At 66.6% G+C, this 22,428-nt stretch carries 18 protein-coding genes and 1 tRNA gene; 12 read left to right on the forward strand and 7 right to left on the reverse strand.

The annotated features are described in order from the left end of the window. Positions 1-59: 59 nt before the first annotated feature. Entirely contained in the window at positions 60-1,523 is a 1,464-nt protein-coding gene (locus ASC63_RS09415) for an MDR family MFS transporter (RefSeq protein WP_055812361.1), read from the reverse strand. A 101-nt stretch (positions 1,524-1,624) separates the two neighbouring features. On the opposite strand from ASC63_RS09415, the gene hisS reads away from it, so the two are divergent. The 7 genes from hisS (at position 1,625) to ASC63_RS09450 (ending at position 8,405) form a co-directional block, all read left to right on the forward strand. Beyond that, complete coding sequence (gene hisS, locus ASC63_RS09420) at positions 1,625-2,935, forward strand: histidine--tRNA ligase (protein ID WP_055812362.1); 1,311 nt, start codon at positions 1,625-1,627, stop codon at positions 2,933-2,935. 91 nt (positions 2,936-3,026) lie between these two features. Continuing rightward, positions 3,027-4,307 carry a phosphopyruvate hydratase gene (gene eno, locus ASC63_RS09425; protein WP_055812363.1) on the forward strand — a complete coding sequence of 427 codons (1,281 nt, stop codon included), beginning with the start codon at positions 3,027-3,029 and terminating at the stop codon, positions 4,305-4,307. Between the two features lie 164 nt (positions 4,308-4,471). Continuing rightward, positions 4,472-5,002, forward strand: coding sequence for an FtsB family cell division protein (locus tag ASC63_RS09430; protein ID WP_055812364.1), 531 nt, complete (start codon positions 4,472-4,474; stop codon positions 5,000-5,002). A 2-nt stretch (positions 5,003-5,004) separates the two neighbouring features. Then, positions 5,005-5,520 carry a DUF501 domain-containing protein gene (locus ASC63_RS09435; RefSeq protein WP_055812365.1) on the forward strand — a complete coding sequence of 172 codons (516 nt, stop codon included), beginning with the start codon at positions 5,005-5,007 and terminating at the stop codon, positions 5,518-5,520. Next, positions 5,520-6,773, forward strand: a complete 1,254-nt coding sequence (locus ASC63_RS09440) for a S8 family serine peptidase (RefSeq protein WP_055815253.1) — start codon at positions 5,520-5,522, stop codon at positions 6,771-6,773. Before ASC63_RS09435 ends, ASC63_RS09440 begins: the two co-directional genes overlap by 1 nt. 39 nt (positions 6,774-6,812) lie before the next feature. Continuing rightward, positions 6,813-8,225 carry an NAD(P)/FAD-dependent oxidoreductase gene (locus tag ASC63_RS09445; RefSeq protein ID WP_055812368.1) on the forward strand — a complete coding sequence of 471 codons (1,413 nt, stop codon included), beginning with the start codon at positions 6,813-6,815 and terminating at the stop codon, positions 8,223-8,225. 106 nt (positions 8,226-8,331) lie between these two features. Then, a tRNA-Leu gene (locus ASC63_RS09450) sits at positions 8,332-8,405 on the forward strand. 127 nt (positions 8,406-8,532) lie between these two features. Here the strand turns inward: ASC63_RS09450 and ASC63_RS09455 are convergent. The 6 genes from ASC63_RS09455 to ASC63_RS09480 all read right to left on the reverse strand — a co-directional run bounded on the left by ASC63_RS09455 (position 8,533) and on the right by ASC63_RS09480 (position 16,226). After that, positions 8,533-9,201 (reverse strand): response regulator, encoded by a 669-nt coding sequence (locus ASC63_RS09455; protein ID WP_082487454.1) that lies wholly within the window; start codon positions 9,199-9,201, stop codon positions 8,533-8,535. Next, positions 9,198-10,832 carry an ATP-binding protein gene (locus ASC63_RS09460; protein ID WP_157487648.1) on the reverse strand — a complete coding sequence of 545 codons (1,635 nt, stop codon included), beginning with the start codon at positions 10,830-10,832 and terminating at the stop codon, positions 9,198-9,200. The genes ASC63_RS09455 and ASC63_RS09460 overlap by 4 nt, the downstream gene beginning before the upstream one ends. Positions 10,833-10,965: 133 nt before the next feature. Then, positions 10,966-12,066: an ABC transporter substrate-binding protein gene (locus ASC63_RS09465; RefSeq protein ID WP_055812374.1), complete on the reverse strand. Its 1,101-nt coding sequence runs from the start codon at positions 12,064-12,066 to the stop codon at positions 10,966-10,968. A 62-nt stretch (positions 12,067-12,128) separates the two neighbouring features. Continuing rightward, entirely contained in the window at positions 12,129-13,007 is an 879-nt protein-coding gene (locus ASC63_RS09470) for an ABC transporter permease (RefSeq protein WP_200936829.1), read from the reverse strand. Then, the gene (locus ASC63_RS09475) at positions 13,004-13,861 is read right to left on the reverse strand and encodes an ABC transporter ATP-binding protein (RefSeq protein WP_082487456.1); all 858 of its coding nucleotides are present in this window, start codon (positions 13,859-13,861) and stop codon (positions 13,004-13,006) included. The genes ASC63_RS09470 and ASC63_RS09475 overlap by 4 nt, the downstream gene beginning before the upstream one ends. A 166-nt stretch (positions 13,862-14,027) precedes the next feature. After that, a complete protein-coding gene (locus ASC63_RS09480; RefSeq protein WP_055812380.1) occupies positions 14,028-16,226 on the reverse strand; it encodes a hypothetical protein in 2,199 nt (732 codons plus the stop codon). Between the two features lie 240 nt (positions 16,227-16,466). On the opposite strand from ASC63_RS09480, the gene ASC63_RS09485 reads away from it, so the two are divergent. Genes ASC63_RS09485 through ASC63_RS09505 form a run of 5 tightly spaced genes read left to right on the forward strand, consistent with a single transcriptional unit; the run spans position 16,467 to position 22,417 of the window. Next, positions 16,467-17,141, forward strand: coding sequence for a TetR/AcrR family transcriptional regulator (locus ASC63_RS09485; RefSeq protein WP_055812382.1), 675 nt, complete (start codon positions 16,467-16,469; stop codon positions 17,139-17,141). Then, positions 17,138-18,427: an MFS transporter gene (locus ASC63_RS09490; RefSeq protein WP_055812385.1), complete on the forward strand. Its 1,290-nt coding sequence runs from the start codon at positions 17,138-17,140 to the stop codon at positions 18,425-18,427. Before ASC63_RS09485 ends, ASC63_RS09490 begins: the two co-directional genes overlap by 4 nt. Next, positions 18,424-19,686: an amino acid deaminase/aldolase gene (locus ASC63_RS09495; RefSeq protein ID WP_055812387.1), complete on the forward strand. Its 1,263-nt coding sequence runs from the start codon at positions 18,424-18,426 to the stop codon at positions 19,684-19,686. The genes ASC63_RS09490 and ASC63_RS09495 overlap by 4 nt, the downstream gene beginning before the upstream one ends. Next, a complete protein-coding gene (locus tag ASC63_RS09500; RefSeq protein WP_055812391.1) occupies positions 19,683-20,996 on the forward strand; it encodes a D-arabinono-1,4-lactone oxidase in 1,314 nt (437 codons plus the stop codon). Before ASC63_RS09495 ends, ASC63_RS09500 begins: the two co-directional genes overlap by 4 nt. Further along, a complete protein-coding gene (locus ASC63_RS09505; RefSeq protein ID WP_055812394.1) occupies positions 20,993-22,417 on the forward strand; it encodes a GH1 family beta-glucosidase in 1,425 nt (474 codons plus the stop codon). Before ASC63_RS09500 ends, ASC63_RS09505 begins: the two co-directional genes overlap by 4 nt. Positions 22,418-22,428 lie beyond the last annotated feature (11 nt).

The following is a 22,428-nucleotide window of genomic DNA, read 5'->3' on the forward strand; positions in this document are numbered from 1 at the left end:
AGGAAATAGGGCAGGGCGACTGGATATTCCAGCCCGGCTCCGGCAGCTCCTGAAAAAGGTCACCCGGCGATGTGCTCGGGATCGGTCTGCGTGGACGGTGTCTCCTCGGCATGGCCGCGGTGCTTCGGCATGAATGAGACGGCGATGAACATGGCAATGGCAACGGCCACGATGGCGAGGAAGACCAGGTGCATGGCGCCCGTGAGTTGCACGGGCGAGGGCGAACCGCCCCCCGTCGCATCCGTTGACGCGTTCACTATCGCCCCGAACACCGCCACGCCGATGGCGCTGCCGATCGAGCGCGCGAACATGTTGCTGCCGGTCACGACGCCGCGCTCGGACCAGTCGACGCTCGCCTGGGCGGCGATGAGCGTCGGGGCCGCCACCAGGCCCATGCCGAGCCCGATGATAATGCAGTACAGCCCCACCTGCCACAGCTGGGAGGCGCCGCCCAGCGTGAGCATCAGGGCGGTTCCGGCGAGCACGAAGACGCCGCCGATCAGACTCGTGGCGCGAAAACCGATGCGCAGGTATATTCGTCCGGCGAGAGCGGCGGATATCGGCCAGCCGACCGTCAGCGCCGCCAGGGCGAAGCCCGCGAGCAGCGCGGTGGCACCCAGTACCTCCTGGGCGAACGTCGGTACGTACGACGACAGGCCAATCACTATGACACCGACAGCGGCGGATGCGACGCTGCTGGCCACCAGCACGCGCCGACGGAACACCCACAGCGGCAGCACCGGCTGGGCAACGTGTTTCTCGACGACGATGAACACGACAAGCAGCAGTACCGCGCAGGAGAGAATACCGATGCTCCACAGCGAATTCCATGCCCACGCCTGGCCGCCCTCGAGCAGGCCCAGAATCAGCAGGGAGGTGCCGGCCGCCAGCAGTGCCGCCCCCGCGAAGTCGATCTTCTGGTTGGGGCGTAGCGCCTTCTTCTCGTGAAAGGTGCGGGCGAGCATGAAGGCGGCGATGAGACACAACGGAATATTCACGAAGAAGATCCACCGCCACGACAGGTAATCGGAGAACAGGCCGCCGAGGGTCGGCCCGACGACGGAGGAGATGCCCCACACGCTGGCCAGGTAGCCTTGCACCTTTGCCCGCTCGCGCAGCGTGTAGATGTCGCCCGCGATGGTGATGCTCATGGGCTGCACCGCGCCGGCGCCGAGGCCCTGCACGACGCGGGCCACGATGAGGGCGGGCATGCTCCACGCGAATCCGCACAGCACCGAGCCGGCCAGAAACAGGCCGATGCCGACGAACATGATGGGCTTGCGCCCGAAGATGTCGGCGAGGCGACCGTAGATCGGAACGCACACCGCCTGGGCGAGCAAATAGATCGAGAACAGCCAGGGGAACTGGCTGAAGCCGCCGAGATCCTTGACGATCGAGGGCACCGCCGTGGCGATGATGGTCGAATCGAGCGCGACCAGCGACGTCGAGAGCATGAGCGCGAGCAGAATCGGCCCGCGCTCCGAGCGGAACCCGACCGCGCCTGTCGTCTGGGCCGCCGTCATCCGTCCATCCTCGCGCAGTTCACACGGAGGACAAGTCACGGATGCCGTCTCCGTATTCCCGCACGAGACGCGCCGGTTGCTGCGCGTGGAAGAATCGAGACATGGCTCGTGATGTAACCCCTCCCCGCGGCATGCGCGACTTTCTGCCGGCCGAGAAGGCCAGGCGCGAACACGCGCTCGGCGTGATTCGGCGCAGCTTTGCGGCACACGGCTTCGACGAGATCGAGACGCCCGTCGTGGAGGACATCGCGCGACTGCATTCCGGTCTGGGTGGAGACAACGAGAAGCTCGGCTTCAGTGTGCTGCGCCGGGGACTCGACGCCGATGACCTCACGAAGGCCGCGGCGGGCGGAGACGTGCTCAGCCTCGCCGATCTCGGGCTGCGTTTCGACCTCACGGTGCCGCTCGCCCGCTTCTACGCCAGCCACCGCGCCGAGCTGCCGCCCGTCTTCCGCGCCATTCAGATCGCGCCGGTCTGGCGTGCGGAGCGGCCACAGAAGGGCCGCTACCGCCAGTTCGTGCAGTGCGACATCGACATCATCGGCGAGGCGGGCCAGCTCGCCGAGGTGGAACTCATCACGGCGACCGCTGCGGCGCTCGAGGCGCTGGGGCTCACGAACTGCACGATCAGGGTCAACGACCGTCGTATTCTCACCGGGCTGCTCGAATACTGCGGCTTTGACGAAGCGCGCTACGGGCAGGCCCTCATCTCCATCGACAAGCTCGACAAGATCGGCGCCGACGGCGTGGTCGCCGAGCTTGCCGAGCAGGGGCCGGATGCTGCCGCCGTGCTGGGCGGCATCCTCGCGGCCCTCGAACCCCACCTCGTCGACGGCATCGCCCTCACGGCCGAGGAGATCGGCCGGGTGCTGCCTGCCGGTATCGACCCGGATGCCGTTGCGGCGCTGGAATCCCTGGCCCACGCCCTCGGCTCCCTGCCGCCCGGCGTGCGCCTCACCTTCGACCCCACCCTCGTGCGCGGCATGGGTTACTACACGGGCACCATCTTCGAGATAGCGCATCCCTCCTCCGGCAGCTCGGTGGGCGGTGGCGGCCGCTACGACGGCATGATCGGGCGCTTTCTCGGCACCGAGGTGCCCGCCTGTGGTTTCTCGATCGGCTTCGAGCGGGTGGTGGACCTCATCGAGGCCGCCGATGGCTCGGCGAGCGACGCCGTAGTGCTGGTACACGACGCGGATGTTCCGCTCGCCGATCTGCTTGCGCTCAAGAGCGCCCTCATCGCCGGCGGCAGCCGCGTGCGCCTCGAGCGCCGCACCAAGAATCTCAAGGCGCTGCTCGATCGTTCGACGGCCGACGGCTACGGCTCGTTCGCGACCGTCACCGCGGATGCCGTGGGCGGCCTCAGCGGGCCAGACGCGGCATCCGCCCTGCAGTTTCGTTCGCTGTCGTAAGCGGCGAACTCGCGGCCACCCACACTCACTAGACTGGCTCGCGGATCATCCCCAAACTTCCCATCCCAAAAAACACATCAAGGAGACAGTTGTGGCTGAGATCGAGGCCGTAGGCGCCCGCGAAATTCTGGATTCCCGGGGCAACCCGACCGTTGAGGTCGAGGTCGTGCTCGAGGATGGCACCGTGAGCCGGGCGGCGGTGCCCTCGGGCGCATCCACCGGTGCATTCGAGGCCTACGAGCTGCGTGACGGCGACAAGGCGCGTTACCAGGGCAAGGGCGTGCTGAAGGCCGTCAATGCCGTGCTCGACGAGCTGGGCGAGGCGATCGAGGGCTTCGAGGCCGACGACCAGCGTCTGGTCGACGCCGCCCTCATCGAGGTCGACGGCACCGAGAACAAGAGCCGCGTGGGTGCCAACGCCATTCTCGGTGTGAGTCTCGCGGTTGCCAAGGCTGCCGCCGACTCGGCCGATCTTGCGCTGTTCCGCTACCTCGGCGGCCCGAACGCGCACACGCTGCCCGTTCCTCTCATGAACATCATCAACGGTGGCTCGCACGCCGACAACGACGTGGACATCCAGGAGTTCATGATCGTTCCGCTCGGCGCCGAGACCTTCAGCGAGGGCCTGCGCTGGGGCGTCGAGACCTACCACGCGCTCAAGGCGCTGCTGAAGTCGAAGGGCCTCTCCACCGGCCTCGGCGACGAGGGTGGCTTCGCCCCCAACCTGCCCAGCAACCGTGCAGCTCTCGACCTGATCGTCGAGGCGATCACGAACGCGGGCTTCACGCCCGGCAAGGACATCGCCCTCGCGCTCGACGCGGCGGCCACCGAGTTCTACAAGGACGGCGCTTACCACTTCGAGGGCAAGCAGCTCACGGCCGAGGAACTGGTGGCCTACTACGGCGAGCTCGTCACCGCTTACCCGCTGGTCTCGCTCGAGGACCCGCTGGAAGAAGAGGACTGGGACGGCTACGTGCACCTCACCAGTGAGATCGGTCACAAGGTGCAGATCGTCGGCGACGACCTGTTCGTCACGAACCCCGAGCGTCTGGCAAAGGGCCTCAAGCTCGGCGCCGCCAACTCGATCCTGGTCAAGGTGAACCAGATCGGCACCCTGACCGAGACGCTGGACGCCGTGGCCATGGCCCAGCGCGCCGGCTACACCGCGATTCTCTCGCACCGCTCCGGCGAGACCGAGGACACCACCATCGCCGACCTCGCCGTGGCGACGGATGCCGGCCAGATCAAGACCGGTGCCCCGGCCCGCAGCGAGCGCGTGGCCAAGTACAACCAGCTGCTGCGCATCGAGGAAGAGCTCGGCGAGGCAGCGGTCTACGCCGGCCGCAGCGCCTTCCCGCGTTTCAAGGGCTGAGGCCCGCCGCCTCGAGTCTGAACACTCGCTGAAACACCGCACGCCACGAGCGTGCCGAAGTGAAACGCGCCACGCGCAGATCGTAAGATCGAATCACTCCGGCACGCTCGTGCCGTGTACGCACCAGCACAAGCGACAGCACCAGCGACCGGGAGGGGGACGCCATGGCCAGAACGCGCAGGCGCACCGTGCCCGTCGCGCTCGCCGAGGCGCCGTCGGCGTCGGCGAACTGGGTGCGTGGCATCCGGTTCTCGGGCTTCTCGCTGCTCATGATGGGGCTGGTGCTGCTGGCCGTCGTGATTCTCGCGCCGACCCTGCACCTGCTCATCGCCCAGCGGCAGGCCATCTCCGATCTGCAGGCATCCGTCGCCCACGAGCGTGACAAGGTCAGCTCCGTCAAGGCGGAGCGCGCCCGCTGGAACGACCCGAGCTACGTGCGCTCGCAGGTGCGCGACAGGCTTTACTACGTGATGCCGGGCGAGACCAGCTATCTCATCATTGACGACCGCGCCGCCTCGGCCAAGGCCGCCGAGAAGGCGCCGGTCAGCAAGAGCATCCAGACCACCAGAACGGATTGGCTGGCGACGTTGTTCAACTCCGCCATGACGGCGGGGCTGACGGATGCGACGCCGTCGCAACTCGACGCCCCTCCCGTCACCCCTTCGTCCATCCCTACGACTCCCGCGAAGAAATAACGATGACCACGCCCCCCTTCGACGCCATCACCGAGGCGGACATCAACACGGTCTCCGCCCAGCTGGGACGGCCCGCGCGCGACGTCGTGGGCATCGCCGCGCGCTGCGTGTGCGGCGCGCCAACGGTGGTCGCAACGGCGCCGCGCCTCGCCGACGGTACGCCGTTCCCCACGCTCTATTACCTGAGCCACCCTGCTGCGACCGCCGCGCTGTCGCACCTCGAGGCGACCCAGGTGATGAACGAGTTCTCCGAGCTTTTGGCCGATGACGAGCAGCTGCGCGATGCGTACGAGACAGCTCATCGTGCCTACCTGAGCGACCGCGAGAGCATCGCCGTCGTCGATGAGATAGCGGGGATCTCGGCCGGTGGTATGCCGGTGCGCGTGAAATGCCTGCATGCGCTTGCCGCCCATGCGCTTGCCGCCGGCCCCGGCGTGAACCCGATCGGTGACCTCGCCCTCGAGCGCGCAGACTGGTCGCCCGCGGTGTGCCAGTGCCGCACCGACCCGGCCCCCTGATGAGAACCACCAGAAGAGTTCTCGCGGGGGTCACCGCGGGCCTCGTGCTCGCACTTGCCACCGTCGTTCCCGCGCAGGCCGATCAGGTGCGCGAGCTCGAGTACTGGCTAAACGACTACGGCATCACGCAGGCCTGGCAGGCCAGCCGCGGCGCAGGCGTGAAGGTGGCGATCATCGACACCGGGGTCGACGGCAGCGTGCCCGACCTGGCCGGGGCGGTCGTCGGCGGCACGGATGTCTCCGGCGTGGGTTCGGCGAACGGCCAGAAGCCGCTCGGCAACTCCGACGAATCGGCACACGGCACCTGGGTGGCGTCGCTGCTCGCGGGGAGGGGAACCGGCACGAATACCGGTGTCATGGGAGTGGCGCCGGCGGCATCCATTCTGACGGTTTCCGTCGCCCTCGGAGGCGTTCCCGGTGCGCTGAATGTCGACGAGCAGATCGCCACCGGCGTGCGCTGGGCCGTCGACCACGGAGCGTCCGTCATCAACATGTCGCTCACGCGCAACACCCTGGACTGGCCGCCGAGCTGGGACAGCGCGTTTCAATACGCCTTCGATCACGATGTGGTGATTGTGGCCGCGGCCGGCAACCGTGGTAGCGGAACGACCGAGGTCGGTGCCCCCGCGACCATTCCCGGCGTGCTCACCGTTGCCGGTGTCGACCGCAACGGCCACGCCAGTTTTGACGCCTCCTCGCAAGGCATCACGATCGGGGTCTCGGCACCGAGTGAACAGTTGGTGGGGGCGAACCCCGGCGGCGGTTATGTGCAGTGGGAGGGAACCAGCGGAGCGGCGCCCCTTGTGGCCGGCATCGTTGCGCTGGTGCGGGCCGCGCATCCGCACATGAACGCGGCGAATGTCATCGAGCGCGTCGTGAAGACAGCGAAGGCGGTCGGTTCCGTGCCGAGCCCGATCTACGGGTACGGGCTTGTCAGTGCGAACGCGGCCGTCACCGCCACCGTTCCGACGGTGAAGGCCAACCCCATGGGTGACCTGGCGGAGTGGATTCGCATCCACCGCCGAGCCCAGGCGACGGATGCGCCGAAGTCGCCGTCGTCAGCTCCGGCGGCGGCCCCCGTCGCCCTCGCGCCCGAGAACACGGTGAATGTCGCAAATCTGCTTGTTCCCCGTTGGGGGCTTGTGACAAGCGTGGGAATCCCCACGACGCTGCTGCTCTGTTTTCTTGCTCTCGTCGTGCTTGGTGCGCTCGCCGCGAGGCGGCATTTCAGGCGAGCCACCGGCAGGGAGTAGATTGATCGCATACTTTCTTTGTCTGAGGAGACTTTCAACGTGCCCAAAATCCTGATTGTCGGCGGCGGCTATGCCGGTTTCTACACCGCTTGGAAACTCGAGAAGTGGCTGCGTGCCGGTGAGGCAGAGGTCACGGTCGTCGATCCTCGCCCGTACATGACCTACCAGCCGTTCCTTCCCGAAGTGGCGGCAGGCTCGATCGAACCGCGTCACGCCGTGGTGTCACAGCGCAGGCATCTGAAGAAGACCACGGTGCTCACCGCCAAGGTGACCAACATCGACCACGCCAGGAAGTCCGCGACCATCACGCCGCCCGTCGGCGATTCGTGGGAGTTCGAGTACGACATCGTCGTGGTCACGGCCGGTGCGGTTTCGCGCACCTTCCCGATCCCGGGTGTCGCCGACGGCGCCATCGGCCTCAAGAACATTGAAGAGGCTGTGGCCATTCGTGACACGGTGCTCACGAACTTCGACAAGGCTGCGCTGCTGCCCGCGGGCCCCGAGCGCGATCGCCTGCTCACCTTCACCGTCATCGGCGGCGGCTTTGCCGGTATCGAGATCTTCGGTGAGCTGCGCTCCTTCGCAAGCTCGTTGCTCAAGCGCTACCCGCAGCTGTCGTTCGAGGACACGCACTTCCACCTCATCGAGGCGATGGGCCGCATCATGCCCGAGGTTTCGCTGCCCACGAGCCACTGGGTCATCAAGAACCTCGCACAGCGCGGCGCCGAGATTCACCTGGAGACACAGCTGACGAGCGCCGTTGACGGTGTCGTGCAGCTCTCCACCGGCGAAAGCTTCGAGACGGATCTCATCGTCTGGACCGCCGGCGTCATGGCCAACCCGGGCGTCGTGCGTCACACCGACCTCCCGATCGAAGAGCGTGGTCGCCTTACGGTGCGCGCCGATCTGCGTGTCGGCACCGAAGACAAGTTCATCCCCGACGCCTGGGGTGCCGGCGATGTGTCTGCCGTTCCCGATCTCACCGGCGGTGGTGTCGGCGGGTTCTGCGTGCCGAACGCCCAGCACGCGGTGCGCCAGGGCAAGCTGCTGGCGAAGAACCTCGTGGCCTCGATGCGTGGCGAAGAGCCCCGGCAGTATTTCCACAAGAACGCGGGAGCCGTCGCGGGCATCGGTCTCGGTGTCGGCGTGTTCCAGAAGGGCAAGCTCGGCATCAAGGGCCTGCCCGCGTGGGCCATGCACCGCGGCTACCACGGCATGGCCATGCCGAGCTGGGAGCGCAAGACTCGCGTTATCGCAGGCTGGGTGCTCAACCTCTTCCTCGACCGCGACATCGTCTCGCTCGAGGCCGTCGAGAACCCGCGCGCCGCGTTCGAGGAGTTTGCCTCGCGTCCGAAGCCGCAGGTCGAGGCGGCCAAGGAACCGGCTAAGTCTTCCGCGAAGTCGGCGGCCAAGTCGGCCAAGGAGCCGGCCAAGGCGGGAATCGCCAAGTAGCGCGTCTTTTCGTCACGCGAGCCGCGTCGGAGACCGCCTGTGGGCGGCATCCGGCGCGGTTCTGCGTTCGGCGGCGCCGGCTCGTCCCGTAGCATGGAGCGGCCGGGCCCCCATAGCCCAATTGGCAGAGGCAGGCGACTTAAAATCGCCCAAGTGTGGGTTCGAGTCCCACTGGGGGTACTCGAGGGTACGCCGCAGTTTCTCCGCGGCCGTAGTGATCGCGTTCTTCCCTGCGTTCGGAACAGAACTCGGCGGCGGCGGGCGATAGATCCTTCGTTAACGTATCGCCGGAACGGCGGGGATGTCGTCAGCGACGCGGTCGGTAGCTGTTGGTGGGGCGACCGGTCGAGCCGTACTCCAGGTGCAGCTCCACCAGGCCGCGGCGCTCCAGTTCGGTGAGGTAGCGTTGCGCCGTCGGCCTACTCATTCCCAGGGAATCTGCGACCGCCGCTGCCCCGATCGGCGCAGCTGCGTCTCGCACGACGATGAACACCTTGTGCATCGATGGGGGCAGCCGGTGGCGGAGCCCGTTGGAATTCGTTGCCCGCTGCAGTCCGTAGAGTTCATCGACGGATTCCTGGTCGGCCGAGCCCCCGATCGCGGTCTGATCGTGCCAGCTGCGGTACGCCGTCAGCTCGCGCGCGAACCGTTCGAAGCCGAATGGCTTCACGAGGTAATAGAACGCGCCGCCACGCATGGCTGCGCGAACCGTGGCGAGATCGCGCGCGGCCGTGATCACGATGCAGTCGGGTGCGTCATCGAGGGAGTGCAATGAGCGCAGCAGCGAAAGCCCGCTCTCGTCGGGCAGGTAGATATCGAGCAGCAGCAGGTCCGGCTTGAGCTCGGCGATCGAATCCCTTGCCTGTGCCGCCGTGTAGGCCTCGCCGACGCAGGTGAACCCAGAAACGCGGGAGAGTCGCTCCGCATGAATATGTGCGACGCGGAAGTCGTCATCGATGACGAGGGTGCGGATCACGATATCGCCTCGCTGTCATGGAGTGTGCGAGGGTGGCTGCCGGCCGACCGATGAGGCAGGCGCACCTCGAAGTGCCCGCCCGGTCCGGGTTCGATCGTGATGCTGCCGCCGAGCCGTCGCACGATTCGGTTGATCAGGGCGAGCCCCAGGCCTCGCCGGGCCTGCCCGCGTGGCGGCTTGGTGGAGTAACCGTCCACCAGCACGTCATGAATGTGACCGGCCGGAATGCCGGGTCCATTGTCATGCACCTCGATGCGGATGTCATCGTTGCAGCTGAGCCGAATGACCACCTCGCGAGGCCCCGGCTGCTCCATCACGGCGTCGAAGGCGTTGTCGACCAGATTGCCCACGATGGTCAGCAACACCTGCGGATCCACATCGGCCTCCTCGAAGTGCGAGTCCTCCGAAAGGGTCAGCTGCACGTCGTGCTCGCCGGCGATGGCTATCTTCGCCATCAGCAGCGCTGCGAGCTCGGGCGGAGCCACTCGCGCGCGCAATTCGTCGTTCACCGATGACGGAGTATGCGAGATCTGGTTCAGATAGCCGGTCACCTGCTCGTATTCGCCGAGTTCGATAAGCCCTGAGATCACGAAGAGTCGGTTTGCATACTCATGCTCCTGGGCGCGCAGCGCTTCGCTCAGGCCGCTGATCGCGCGAACCTCGCGAATCAGTGCTTCCGCCTCGGTTCTGTCACGCAGGGTGACGACGGCACCGACATCCCTCCCGCCCAGCAACACCGGCATGCGGTTCACCACCAGAAGCGCCTCGTCGGTGAGAAGGCTGCTGTCGACGGCCGGTATGGCGCCGGTCAGCAGGTCTCGCAATCGACCTTCGGGCATGAATTCGTTCAGCGGGTGTCCGAGCACGGGTCCTTCGAGATTCAGCAGACGCCGGGCCTCACCGTTGAGTACCGTGATGCGGCCGTGTTCGTCGAAGCCGATCATGCCTTCCCGGATGCCGTGCAACATGGCTTCGCGTTCTTGCAGCAGCGCGGCGATCGAGGCCGGTTCCAGCCCGAAGGTGATGCGCTTGATGCGTCTGGCGAGAATGATCGATCCCAGTGCTCCGATCGCCAGCACGAGGGCGGAATAGCCCGCGATAAGGGCGATGTCGCGTGCGTGGTCGGCCGATTCTGCCACCTCGAGAATGCCGACCGACACCTCGCCGATGACGGTGCGGCTCGCGTTGAAGATCGGCGCTTTGCCGTTCGCCGAACGGCCCAGACTTCCCGGATCGATGCCGACGTGCGTCTTGCCGTCGAGCACCACCACCGGTTCCTCGAGCCGTTGACCGATCAGCGCGGGGTTCGGGTGCGAGAACCGAACGCCGTTCCGGTCGGTGATGACGACATAGCTTGCCCCTGTCGCGGTGCGCACCCGCTCGGCGAAGCCGCGGATGTCATGATGGGGATCGCCCGCCTCCAGTTCGGAGCTGATCTGCGGCATCTGTGCCACCGCGGATGCCACGGCAAGCGAACGCTGCTGGTACTGCTCATCGATCGTCTGCTGGCTGATCTGCGCGAAGACGACGGCGCCGATCGCGATGGTCACGGTGAGGATGCAGAGCACCCAGACCAGGATCTGCGTGGCCAGCGGCCAGGACCGCCAGCCGGCGAACGACAACCGTGTCATCGCCTTTCCCGTCTCTTCGTGGAGTCATCGAAAGCATAATCGACCGGCCCGCGCGGAAGCCCGCGCAGGCCGGTCGATGTCGCCGCCGGGTCGGCCGGCTGCGGTCGTTGCCGAGGCGTCGACCGCCCGGTGTTCAGCCGTCCGCGCCGGCCGGCGTCGTCGTGATCGCGGTTCCCTCCAGCTTGTTTGCCGCCTGGGCGTACTTGTTGGAGAAAGTGCCGGAGATGCTGATCTTCGAAGTGTCGACACCGAGGGTCTTCTCCATGTTGAAGATCACCTTCGGGCCGCCCGCGGGCATGATGCCGTCGGGCAGGAACTGTCCCTTGTCGGTGGACAGCCCGGCGATGTACTGGGCCTTGCTGATCGTCGCGTTCTGCACGAAATCGCTGGGTAGCTTGTTCGCGATGTCGGCCGCCGAGTGCGTGTCGATCCAGTGCATCGTGGCGACCAGGGCATCAACCACCTTCTGGGCGGCATCCTGGTGAGACTTCACCCAGCTGGCCTGAGCCAGCAGTCCGGCCGCAGGCCAGTCCCCACCGAGAGCCTTGGTCGCACCGTCTGCGGTAGCGAGATCCACGGCGGTGTAGGCGAGCTTCTTCGAGGTCAGCGCGCCAACCGTCGGCTGGGTTGTCACCACACAGTCGGCGGAGCCGCGCTGTATCGCCGCGATGGCCGTGGATCCGGCACCGACGGCGAGCGTGTGATACTGCGACTTCGCGATGCCGTGCTGGGATGCCAGGAACTGGGCCAGCTCGTCGGTTCCCGATCCGAGATCGGTGACCCCGATCGTCTTGCCCTTGAAGTCGGCTGCCGAGTGCACGCCGCTTTTCGTGCCGCACATCACCCGCTCACCCGGTGCGCCGGAGAGCTGCACCAGGTTGATGACATCCTTGCCCTTCGACTGGAAGTCGACCGTGTGGATGTACCAGGCACCGGCCATGTCCACCTGGCCGGATGCCATGGCGTCCTCGGCACCGACCCCGCCGTTCTGCTCCGTCGACAGCTCGACGTTGACACCGTATTTCTTGTAGTAGCCCAGGTTCTGGGCGAGCTGGTACGGCAGGTAGATTTGCTTGTCGATACCGCCGACCATCATCTTGACGGTGGGGATGGGGACCTTGTTCCCGGCGTTGGTCGCGCTGCCGTTACTGCCGGTGCCGCTGCCGCTGCAGGCGGCGAGACCGAGCGACAGCGCTCCGGCGGCCACTACAGCGAACATCTTGCGTTTGTTCATGTGAGTGCATTCCTTTCGTTGATGCCGAGAAATTCGGCTGTTTCGTGGTGCAGATCGAGTGGTCAGATCCCCTGGATCTCCATCCGGTTCGGGGGCCTCCAGCGCAGCAGAACGCGCTCCAGCAGGGTGATGAGGTATTCGGCAACGAGTGTGACCACGGCGATGATCGCCATGCAGGCGAAGACCGTATCCGGGTCGAAGTTTCCGGAAGCCTGGGTGATGATGAGGCCGATGCCGTGCTGGGCGCCGAGCACCTCGGCCACCAGGGCGCCGATGATGGCGAAGCCGAACGCCGTGTGCATGCTGGCGATGATCCACGTCATCGCCGACGGGATGGTGACGTGGCGGGCCACCTGCAGCGGTGAGGCGCCGAGCACCCGCACGTTCGCGACCAGGTTCTGGTCGACCTCGCGCACGCCCTGGAAGGCATTGAAGAAGACCACGAAGAAGACCAGCACCGCGGCCAGCAGCACCTTCGGGAAGATGCCGAGGCCGAAGGCCACGACGAAGATCGCGCCGAGCAGGATGCGGGGGATCGAGTTGACGACCTTGATATACGGCCCGAACACCAACGCCAGATACCGGTTCGAGCCGAGCAGGATGCCGAAGATGATGCCGGCGGCCGTGCCGAGTATGAATCCGTAGAACGCCTCCTGCACGGTGTACCCCAGGTTCTCCCAAATGGAGCCGAATGCGGTGCCGACAGTGAAGAGTTTGATGAGGCTGTTCCAGATGCCCGACGGCTGGCCGTAAAAGAACTTGTCGACCCAGCCGATCGCGGTGCACAGCTGCCATCCGCCGACCACGAATACGATCACGAGGGCGCGGCCGATCCAGATCCAGGTGGTGCGTCGGCTGCGGGCGCGTCGTGCCGTCGCCCGCAGTTCGGTCTCTTGAGGAACCGCGTACGCCCCGTTCACGTTTATCGTTGCCATGGTCATGCTGCGATTCCTGTCGTTTGCTCGTATGCTCTGGTCACTTCTTCCTTGAGCGATGCCCAGATCTGTCCCTGAATCTCGAGGAAGCGCTTCTCATGGCGGATCTCCTGGACGTCGCCGCGCGGTCGAGGCAGATCGATGTCGAACACGTTCTTCACCGTGCCGGGACTGCTGGTCATGATGACTACCCGGTCGGAGAGCGCTACCGCCTCATCCAGGTCGTGGGTGATGAAGAGCACCGATGGCCGCAATTGTTCCCACAGCTGGAGGAGCTCGGTCTGCATGATCGCCTTGGTCTGCACGTCGAGAGCTCCGAACGGCTCGTCCATGAGCAGCACGCGTGGGTTGTTGATCAGCGCCGCCGCCATCGCGACGCGCTTGCGCATGCCCCCGGAGAGCTGGTGAGGGTATCGGTCTTCGAAGCCGGCCAGGCCCACTCGGCGCAGCCAGTCCAGCGCGAGCTCGGTGGCTTCACGTTTCGGCGTGCCCAGCAGCGTCGGCCCGATCATGACGTTCGCCAGCACGGTCTTCCACGGGAACAACGCATCCGCCTGGAACATGTAACTGACGCCGTCGGTGACGCCGTCGACGAGCTGGCCGCCGACCCGTACCGAGCCGCCGCTCGGGCGCTCGAGGCCGGAGACCTGGGCGAGGGTCGTGGACTTGCCACAGCCGGTTGGCCCGACTATCGCGCAGAACTGCCCGGGTTCGACCGTGAGCGTCACGTCGCGAATGGCGGTGAAGGGCTCGCCTTTCGGGGTGAGGAACCTCTTGGTCAGCTCGGAGATTTCGATACGTGCGGCGTCCTCGGCATCGTTTGATGCCACATCGGCGCGGCGGGGAGCGTGATCACTCATGCGAAGACCTCTCTGTCTTTCAGTGCAAGTGATCACCTATCGTGCGGCACGGCTCATCGTCGTGTCTCGCTTGTGCGCCATAGTGGTCGTTGTGTGCGTTGACTCACGTTGTGTGCATTGTGTGCACGCGAGACCACGGTCGCTGGCTGAGTTCGCGGGAGACTGATCAGCGGGCGGGCTCGATGTAGCGCATCCAGAGCCACGCAGCCAGGCTCACGCCGGCGAAGCCGACGCCGGCGCCGACGAGCAGAAGGCCGCCGCCACCGGAACGCCAGAGCGCGTCGACCGGCACGAGAAGCGCGAAGAACACCGTTCCTATCACGAGGCTGAGGCCGAGCCACACCGGTCGTGACCAGGCGAAGATCGCACGGCCGGCAAGTCTGCCGATCGGAACCAGGGAGACCGCGGCGGATCCGATCGAGATGATCGCCACCGCATTCGTGACCTCGGCCGCGAATCCGGCAACCGGGTTCGTCACGGCAGGGAGCATGGCCGTGAGCATCCAGGCGATCAGGCCGATTGCCGAGAGGCCCGCCAACTGGGTTGCTGCAAGGCGGCCGCGTGCGATGGTCGTTGCCGATTCGCTGACGGCCACGCCGAGCACCAGCCCGAACAACAGCGCAGGGCTCAGCTGTGTGAACCGAGAGAGCAGGGCGGTAAGCGCGACGAGAAACAGCGCACGCGGCGCAATAACGACGGATGCCGCGCCTGCACCCAGATGACCCGCACCCAGCATTCCGATCAAGGCCCACACGGCGTTGACCACGACAACGGCCATGGCGACGGCGGCCAGCAACCGCAGGTAGGCGGGTTGGTTGCTCGCGGAACTGGAGAGGGTGACCAGGGCGGCCGTGGCCACAAGAACGGTGGCTCCGACAAGCCAGCGCGGAGCCGCAGAAGTGCCGACCACGGACGGCAGCTCGGCGGACGATCGATTTCTTCCGAAGATGCCCGAGCGTGCTCGCATGCCGTTTCGTACGCGTGAGCGCGACAGCGCTCCGGCGAGCAGACGGGCAGGGAGGGCGAGCAGCAGCAACGCTACGACGGCGAGCAGCAGGGCGCGCAGCCAGCCGGGAAAGGCATCCGGCGCGATTGTCGGCGGGCTCGTGGAGGTATACGGAGTCGTCGCCAGCCACTCGGCGTTCGGACCGTCGAACTCTCCGCCGTTCGGGGGAATGACCCCGGGCGTGGGCGTCGGAGTCGGTGCTGGGGTGGCCGTATGGCTTGGGTCCGGCGCCGGTGCTACCTGCGACGGCGGCGCGACACTGCCCGGAGCGTGAGTGCCGGGAGCGTGGCTGGGCGGCTGCGTCGGAGATTTCGGCGGCGTGGTCGCCGCCGTGAACGAGAGAGTGATGGCGCTGGCTCGACTGGGGTTTCCGACGGCATCGATCTGCAGCGCGGTGACGTCATAGGATCCCGCAGGCAGTCCCTTGCCGGTGCAACTCCAGTGGCCGCTCTTCACCGTCGCCTCGCAGATGCTGCTACTGCTGAACGGAGGTTTTTTCGTGACGCTGTCGATGTTCACGGTGGCGCCGTCTTCGCCCGTGCCCGAGAAGGTCACGCGCGGCGCTGCAACCGAGTGTGTGCCGTTGCGGGGCGAGGTGATCACCGGTGCCGCGGGGGGCGTCGAATCGATGACGATCTGGGCGGTTGCGCTCTTCTCGGAGGGCGACGACGCGAACGACGCGGTCTGGCTTGCGCTCACGGTGTAGCTGTCGCTCGGGAGGCCGGTGCCGTCGCTTTGGGTCAGAAAACATGCCCACACACCCGTGGCATTGGCCTGAACCGTGCACGAGGCGGCGGCGCCTGCGGTGACCGTCACCGTCGCATCCGGGTAGGCGCCGTTGCCGCTGACCATTCCGTTGCTCGGCGATGGACCCGTGATGATCGGTGGGGTGAGTGCCGACACCGTGACGGATGCCGTCTCGGTCGCGTTACTGATGACGTTCCTGGCTATGACCCGGATGCTCTGTTGCGGCCCGCTCACGAGGGGAACGGATGCACACCCCCAGGCGGTACTCGACGATGGCGGAACGATGCAGGCGGGCTCGGTGCTGTTTGGCGGAAATACCTGGATCTCGTTTGCCGCATCGCGGGAACCCCTGACCGATGTGCTGCCGGTGGTGATCAGTTCATCCGGGTTCGGCGACGTGATGGTGGGAGTCGTCGTGCGGGCGGGGTCGTCACTGGGCGTTGGTGCGGGAGTGGCTGTTGTGGCTGCATTCTCCGCCGCCGCATCTGTCGTCGCCGTAGTGGCCGGGGGCGCCGACGCGACAGGCTCGTCAGCCCGAGCCGTGGGTGCGCCGACGGCCAGAGACAACACGACCGCCAGCACGGCGGCGCCCACAAAGAGTCCAGCCGGCATCGATGGCCGGACGGATCGAATTTCTCCTGGACGCGAACGTGAACGCGAAGCTGAACGGTGCACTCTGCGTTCTATCCCAGACGACCCCCGAACGGATGTCAACCAGACATCCCGCATTTACGGCATACTGACAAGTGGGTCATCTGTCCCACTCACAGATTCACTTCTTGCCCAGAGTCGAGCGGGAGACGTCGTGCCGATGCAGCAGCCAGCACCGTTCAGGGCGCTTCGGATCGCGCCATGACCCGCATGCGGGCAGAGGCACGGCGCGAAGCGCTGGTGGGCGCAGCCATGCGCGTGGTCGCCGAGCACGGCGTCTCGGCCGCGACGACCCGGGCAATCGTGGCGGAGGCCGGCATGTCGCTGGCGAGCTTTCACTATGCCTTCGACTCCCGCGACCAGCTCATGGTCGAACTCGTTGAACACGTCATTGCGCAGGAAGAGCGTTCGATAGCCCCCGCTCTCGAAAACCCGAGCGAAGCGATCGGACTGCGTGAAGCCATCCGCGGCGGGCTGCAGTATTACTTCGAGGCGCTGCGGGCCGACCCGCTGCGCGAGACTGCCATGTTCGAGCTGACTCACTACGCCATGCGCTCCGCCGGGATGCAACGACTCGCGCGCCGGCAATACGCCAGCTACTACGCGATGGCTTCGCACGCGCTCGCCGTCGCATCCGAGCAGAGCGGCCAGGGCTGGAGACGCCCCGTCGCCGAGCTCGCGGTGCTGCTCGTCTCGCTCACCGATGGACTCACGATGGCATGGCTGGTCAATCGCGATGACGAGGCTGCCGCAGAAATCATGGACTTTGCCGCGGATGCGATGGCGGCCTTTGCCGACCCGCACCCGACGTCAGTCCCGGAATCCGGCGCACCGGCACAACGCATAACCGAACCCACGAATGCGAGCAGGGCATGACCACAACGCAACCGGCCGCCGTCTTCGCCGAGCCGACCCGCAACGTCACCGGGCGCTGGATCGCGTTCTTCGCGGCGGCATGGCTCGGCATCTGGATGGCGCAGCTCACCCCCATTCAGTTGCTGCTGCCCCTGCAGATTCAGGCGCGGCTGCACACCGACGACTGGGTGCAGAACGTCATGGCCTTCGGCATCGTCTCGGGCATCTCGGGCGTGTGCGCGATAGTGGCATACCCCCTCACGGGCGCGCTCTCCGATCGCACCACGAGCCGGTTCGGTCGGCGTCGACCGTGGATAGCCGCCGGCACCGTGGTGTTCGCGCTCGCCCTGTTGTTGCTCGGGCTGCAGACCACCCTGCTCGGCATCGGCATCGTGTGGTGCATCGTCATCATCGGGTTTTGCATGCTCACGGCAGCGTTGACCGCGACCATCAGCGACCAGGTGCCCGTCGGCCAGCGCGGCTACGTTTCGGGCTGGCTTTCGGCTCCGCAGGCGATCGGCACCATCCTCGGCATCCTGCTGATCACGCTCATCTTCACCGACCAGGCGCTTGAGACGGTACTCGGCCAGTCACTGGCCAATCTGATCATCGCGGTTCTGCTGCTCGTGCTCGTGCTGCCTTTTCTCTTCCTGCCGGATGCCGTGCTCGCGCCCGCGGTTCGCGAGAGCCGCGAGAAGATGACGGCCCGCGGCATCCTGGAGGGCTTCTGGATCAGCCCGAAGGCCTACCCGGATTTCGGCTGGACGCTGCTGGGCCGGGTTCTGGTGAACTTCGGCAACGCCTTCGGCACGACGATGCTGCTCTACTTTCTCGAATTCGGCCTGAAACTGAAGGACGCGCAGGACGGCCTCTTGATGCTCACGCTCATCTATATGGTGTTCGTGATTCTCGCGGCCCTCGGAACCGGGCGATGGAGCGATCGGCTCGGGCGACGTAAGGTCTTCGTCTTCGTGGCCTCGGCGCTGCAGGGCATCGCGGCCCTGATGCTGGCGTTCGTGCCGGAGTTCTCCGTCGCCATGGTCGCCGCTGGCATCCTCGGCCTCGGGTACGGATGCTTTCTCTCCGTCGACCAGGCCCTGGCCACCCAGGTGCTTCCCGACCCCGCATCCCGGGGCAAGGACCTGGGAATCATGAACATCGCGACGGCCGTTCCGCAGGCCATCGCCCCGCTGCTCGGAGCGCTCGTGGTCGTCTGGCTCAGCGGCTTCACCGGCCTGTTCATCATGGCGGGCGTCTTTGCATTCGCGGGGGCGCTCGCCGTCGCCCGCGTGAAAGGAGTGCGATGACCGTGCTGGATCTGTCGAAAAAGCCGGACGCCTCGTGGCGCATCTGGGAGCATCCCGAGCGATACTGGCCGACGCTCAGCCGAGCCCTCGCCTCGATCGAGTCGCCGGTGGCCGCGCTGCACCTGGACGCATTGCGGCACAACACCCACGACATGCTGCTGCGTGCGGCAGGCAAGCCGATTCGGGTGGCATCGAAATCGGTGCGTGTGCGCAGCGTGCTGGATGCCGTGCTCGCGCTGCCCGGCTACCACGGCGTGCTCGCGTACACGCTGCCCGAGGCGTTGTGGCTTGCCGAAGGGGACGACGAGCATGCGGCGATCGAGGATGTCGTGGTTGGCTACCCGACGGCGGATCGTGCGGCGATTCTGCGTCTCGCGCACTCGGCAGAACTGGCCGCGCGGGTGACCCTCATGGTCGACTCCGTCGCCCAGCTGGACTTCATTGACGCAGTGATAGCGCCGGCACAGCGCGAGTCGATTCGCATCTGCCTCGAGCTCGACGCGTCGTGGAACGGCGGGCCGCTCGGCCACATCGGCGTGTGGCGCTCCCCGATCTTCAGCGCTGCGGATGCCCGCGCGCTCGCGGCCCGCATCGCGACCCGGTCGGGATTCAGCCTCGTCGGAATGATGGGCTACGAGGCGCAGATCGCCGGCCAGGGGGACCAGCCTGCCGGCCGCGCGGCCTGGGGTGCGACGCTGCGCTGGATGCAGAAGAAGTCCAAGGCAGAACTGGCGGAACGCCGCGGTGCGGCCGTCGCGGCCGTGCGCGAACTCGTCGACCTTGAGTTCGTCAACGGCGGCGGAACGGGTTCGCTCGAATTCACGGCGAGCGACGACTCCGTCACCGAGATCGCGGCGGGCAGCGGGCTGTTCGGCGGGCACCTCTTCGACAACTACCAGAGCTTTCGGCCAGCGCCGGCCACGGCCTTCGCGCTGTCTGTCGTGCGCAAGCCGACCCCCGAGATGGCGACGATTCTCGGTGGCGGCTGGGTGGCATCCGGACCGGCGGCCGACGACCGGCTGCCGCGCATCGTCTGGCCCGAGGGTCTGGAGATGTCGGCGCGCGAGATGGCCGGCGAGGTGCAGACTCCCGTGAGCGGGGCATCCGCTGTCAGCATGCGCGTGGGCGATCGTGTCTGGCTTCGGCACACGAAGTCGGGTGAGCTCAGCGAACATGTCAACGAGTTCCACCTGGTCGACGGCGATGTCATCGTGGATGTGCTGCCGACCTATCGCGGGGAGGGGATGGCGTTCCTGTGACGGCAACCGGGGGAGTGTGGCGCAACTGGGGGCGCAGCGAGAAGGTTCGGCCGCGACGCGTCGAACGACCCACGAGCGTCGGCGCGGTGCAGCGGGCCGTGTTGGCGGCGGCCGCGCAGGGCCTCAGCATCAAGGCGGTCGGTGCCGGGCACAGTTTCACGGGCATTGCCGTTGCCCCGGGTGTGCTGCTCGATCTCGACGGCCTGAGCGGACTCATCGCCGTTGATGCGCCGCGGCGACGCGTCACCCTGGCCGCGGGCACGCGGCTCTTTGCGCTTCCGGCGTTGTTGCGGCCGTACGGTCTGGCCCTGGAGAACATGGGCGACATCGACAGGCAGAGCATCGCCGGGGCGACGTCGACCGGCACCCACGGCACGGGCGGTTCGTTCGGCGGTCTCGCGACGCAGATTGTCGGGGCGACGTTGGTGACGGCATCCGGCGAACTGCTGCGGGTCAGCGAGAGCGAGAACGCCGAGCTTCTACCGGCCGTGCGCCTGGGGTTGGGTGCCCTGGGCATCCTGGTGGAGCTGACGCTGCAGTGCGTGCCCGCGTTCGTGCTGCACGCCGTGGAGAGACCCGAGCCGCTTGAGGCGGTCATCGACAGCTATCTGCACCGTTCGGCGGCCGAGGACCACTTCGAGTTCTACTGGTTTCCACACACCGAGACGGCGCTCACGAAGACCAACACGCGTCTTGCCGGCGATGCGCCCCGGCAGCCCCTCGGGGCCGTCGGTCGCTGGGTGGACGACGAGCTTCTCGCCAACGGCCTGTATCGGGGCGTGTGCAGCCTCGGCGTTGTCGCGCCCGGCATCGTGCCGCCGTTCAACCGGCTGGCACAGAGGCTGACAGGCAACCGCGAATTTTCGGATGCCTCCCATCGCGTGTTCGTCACCAACCGCACCGTGCGCTTTCGGGAGATGGAGTACGCGCTGCCTCGTGAAGCGGTGCCCGACGCCTTGCGCGCGGTGAAGGCGCTCATCTCCACGCGTGGCTGGCGCATCTCCTTCCCGGTGGAGGTGCGCTCCGCTGCAGCGGACGAGAACTGGCTGTCGACCGCGTATTCTCGGCCCAGCGGCTACATCGCGGTGCACCGCTACTTTCGGGAGAATCCCGGGGACTATTTTCACGCGGTCGAGGAGATCATGATGGCGCACGACGGCAGGCCGCACTGGGGCAAGATGCACTACCGTGACGCAGTGTCGCTGCGTGCCGCCTACCCGCGTTTCGACGACTTCGTCGCCGTGCGCGACAGGCTCGACCCCGAGCGGCGCTTCGCGAACCCATACCTCGAGCGGGTGCTCGGGGCATGAGTGCGCGCGACAGCCAGTGGAGGCATCGGCCCGAGGAACTCGCAGCGTTCTTGCCCGAGGGCTTCAGTGTGGGAGCGGCGACGGCCGCATTCCAGATCGAGGGGGCCGTTCGGGAGGGCGGGCGCGGAGCATCCGTCTGGGACGAGTTCACGGCGCAGCCCGGTCGCATTCTTGACGGCTCGGATGCGAGTGTCGCCACCGACCATTATCACCGCTACCGCGAAGACGTGCGGCTGCTGCGCGAGCTCGGGGTCGACACGTACCGCTTCTCGATCTCGTGGCCGCGGGTGCAGCCGGGCGGTCGTGGCGGCACGAATCGCGAGGGGGTGGCGTTCTACGATCGCCTGCTCGATGAGTTGCTTGCCGCCGGCATCCGCCCCATGGCCACGCTGTATCACTGGGATACGCCAGCCGAGCTCACAGGCGGCTGGTTGAACAGGGACACCGCCTACCGCTTTGCCGAGTATGTGTATCTGTGTGCCGAGGCATTCGGCGATCGCATCGACTCCTGGGTGACCATCAACGAGCCGGCCACGGTGACGCTCAACGGCTATGCGCTCGGTGTGCACGCGCCCGGGGCCACGCTGCTGTTCGATGCGCTTCCCAGCGCGCACCACCAGCTGCTCGGGCATGGTCTCGCGGTGCAGGCGCTGCGGGACGTCGGGGTTGCCGGCCGCATTGGCATCACCAACGTTCACTCGCCGGTCGAGCCGGCATCCGATAACGAGCAGGATGCCGCCTTTGCCGCGCTGTTCGATACGGTGCACAACCGCATCTTTGCCGATCCGGTTCTGCTGGGTCACTACCCCGAGCCGCCCGAACCGTTCGTCGATCTCTTCGCTGCGCTTGCCGAGATCGAGCCGGATGATCTGCGCACCATATCCGCGCCGCTCGACTTCTATGGGCTCAACTACTACTTCCCGTCGCGCGTCGCGGCAGGCTCCGGCGGCGTGAATTCGCCCGACGGCGAATCCGCGGCCATGAGCGCCCTGCCGTTTCACCTGGTCGGCTGGCCCGAATTCGCCACGACCGGCTTCGGCTGGCCCGTCGCGCCCGACTACCTGGGCGTGGCATTGCGCGAGCTGGGGGAGCGGTACGGCGACGCGCTGCCTCCGGTCATCATCACCGAGGGGGGCGCGAGCTATCCGGATGCCGCTGCCGCAGACGGATCCATCACCGACCGTGCGCGCATCGAATATCTCGGCGACCATCTCGTTGCAGCCCTCGAGGCGACGGCGCCGGGTGGTGTCGCCTCGGGTGTTGATCTGCGCGGTTACACCGTGTGGTCGCTGCTGGACAACTTCGAATGGGCGGCCGGCTACAGTCAGCGCTTCGGTCTCGTGCACCTTGACCTCCGCACCCAGACGCGTACCCCGAAAATGTCCTATCGCTGGCTGCAAAGCGTGCTTTCGGCCCGATAATTCACGGGGTC

It is taken from the genome of Leifsonia sp. Root112D2 (assembly GCF_001424905.1).
Taxonomy (GTDB): domain Bacteria; phylum Actinomycetota; class Actinomycetes; order Actinomycetales; family Microbacteriaceae; genus Root112D2.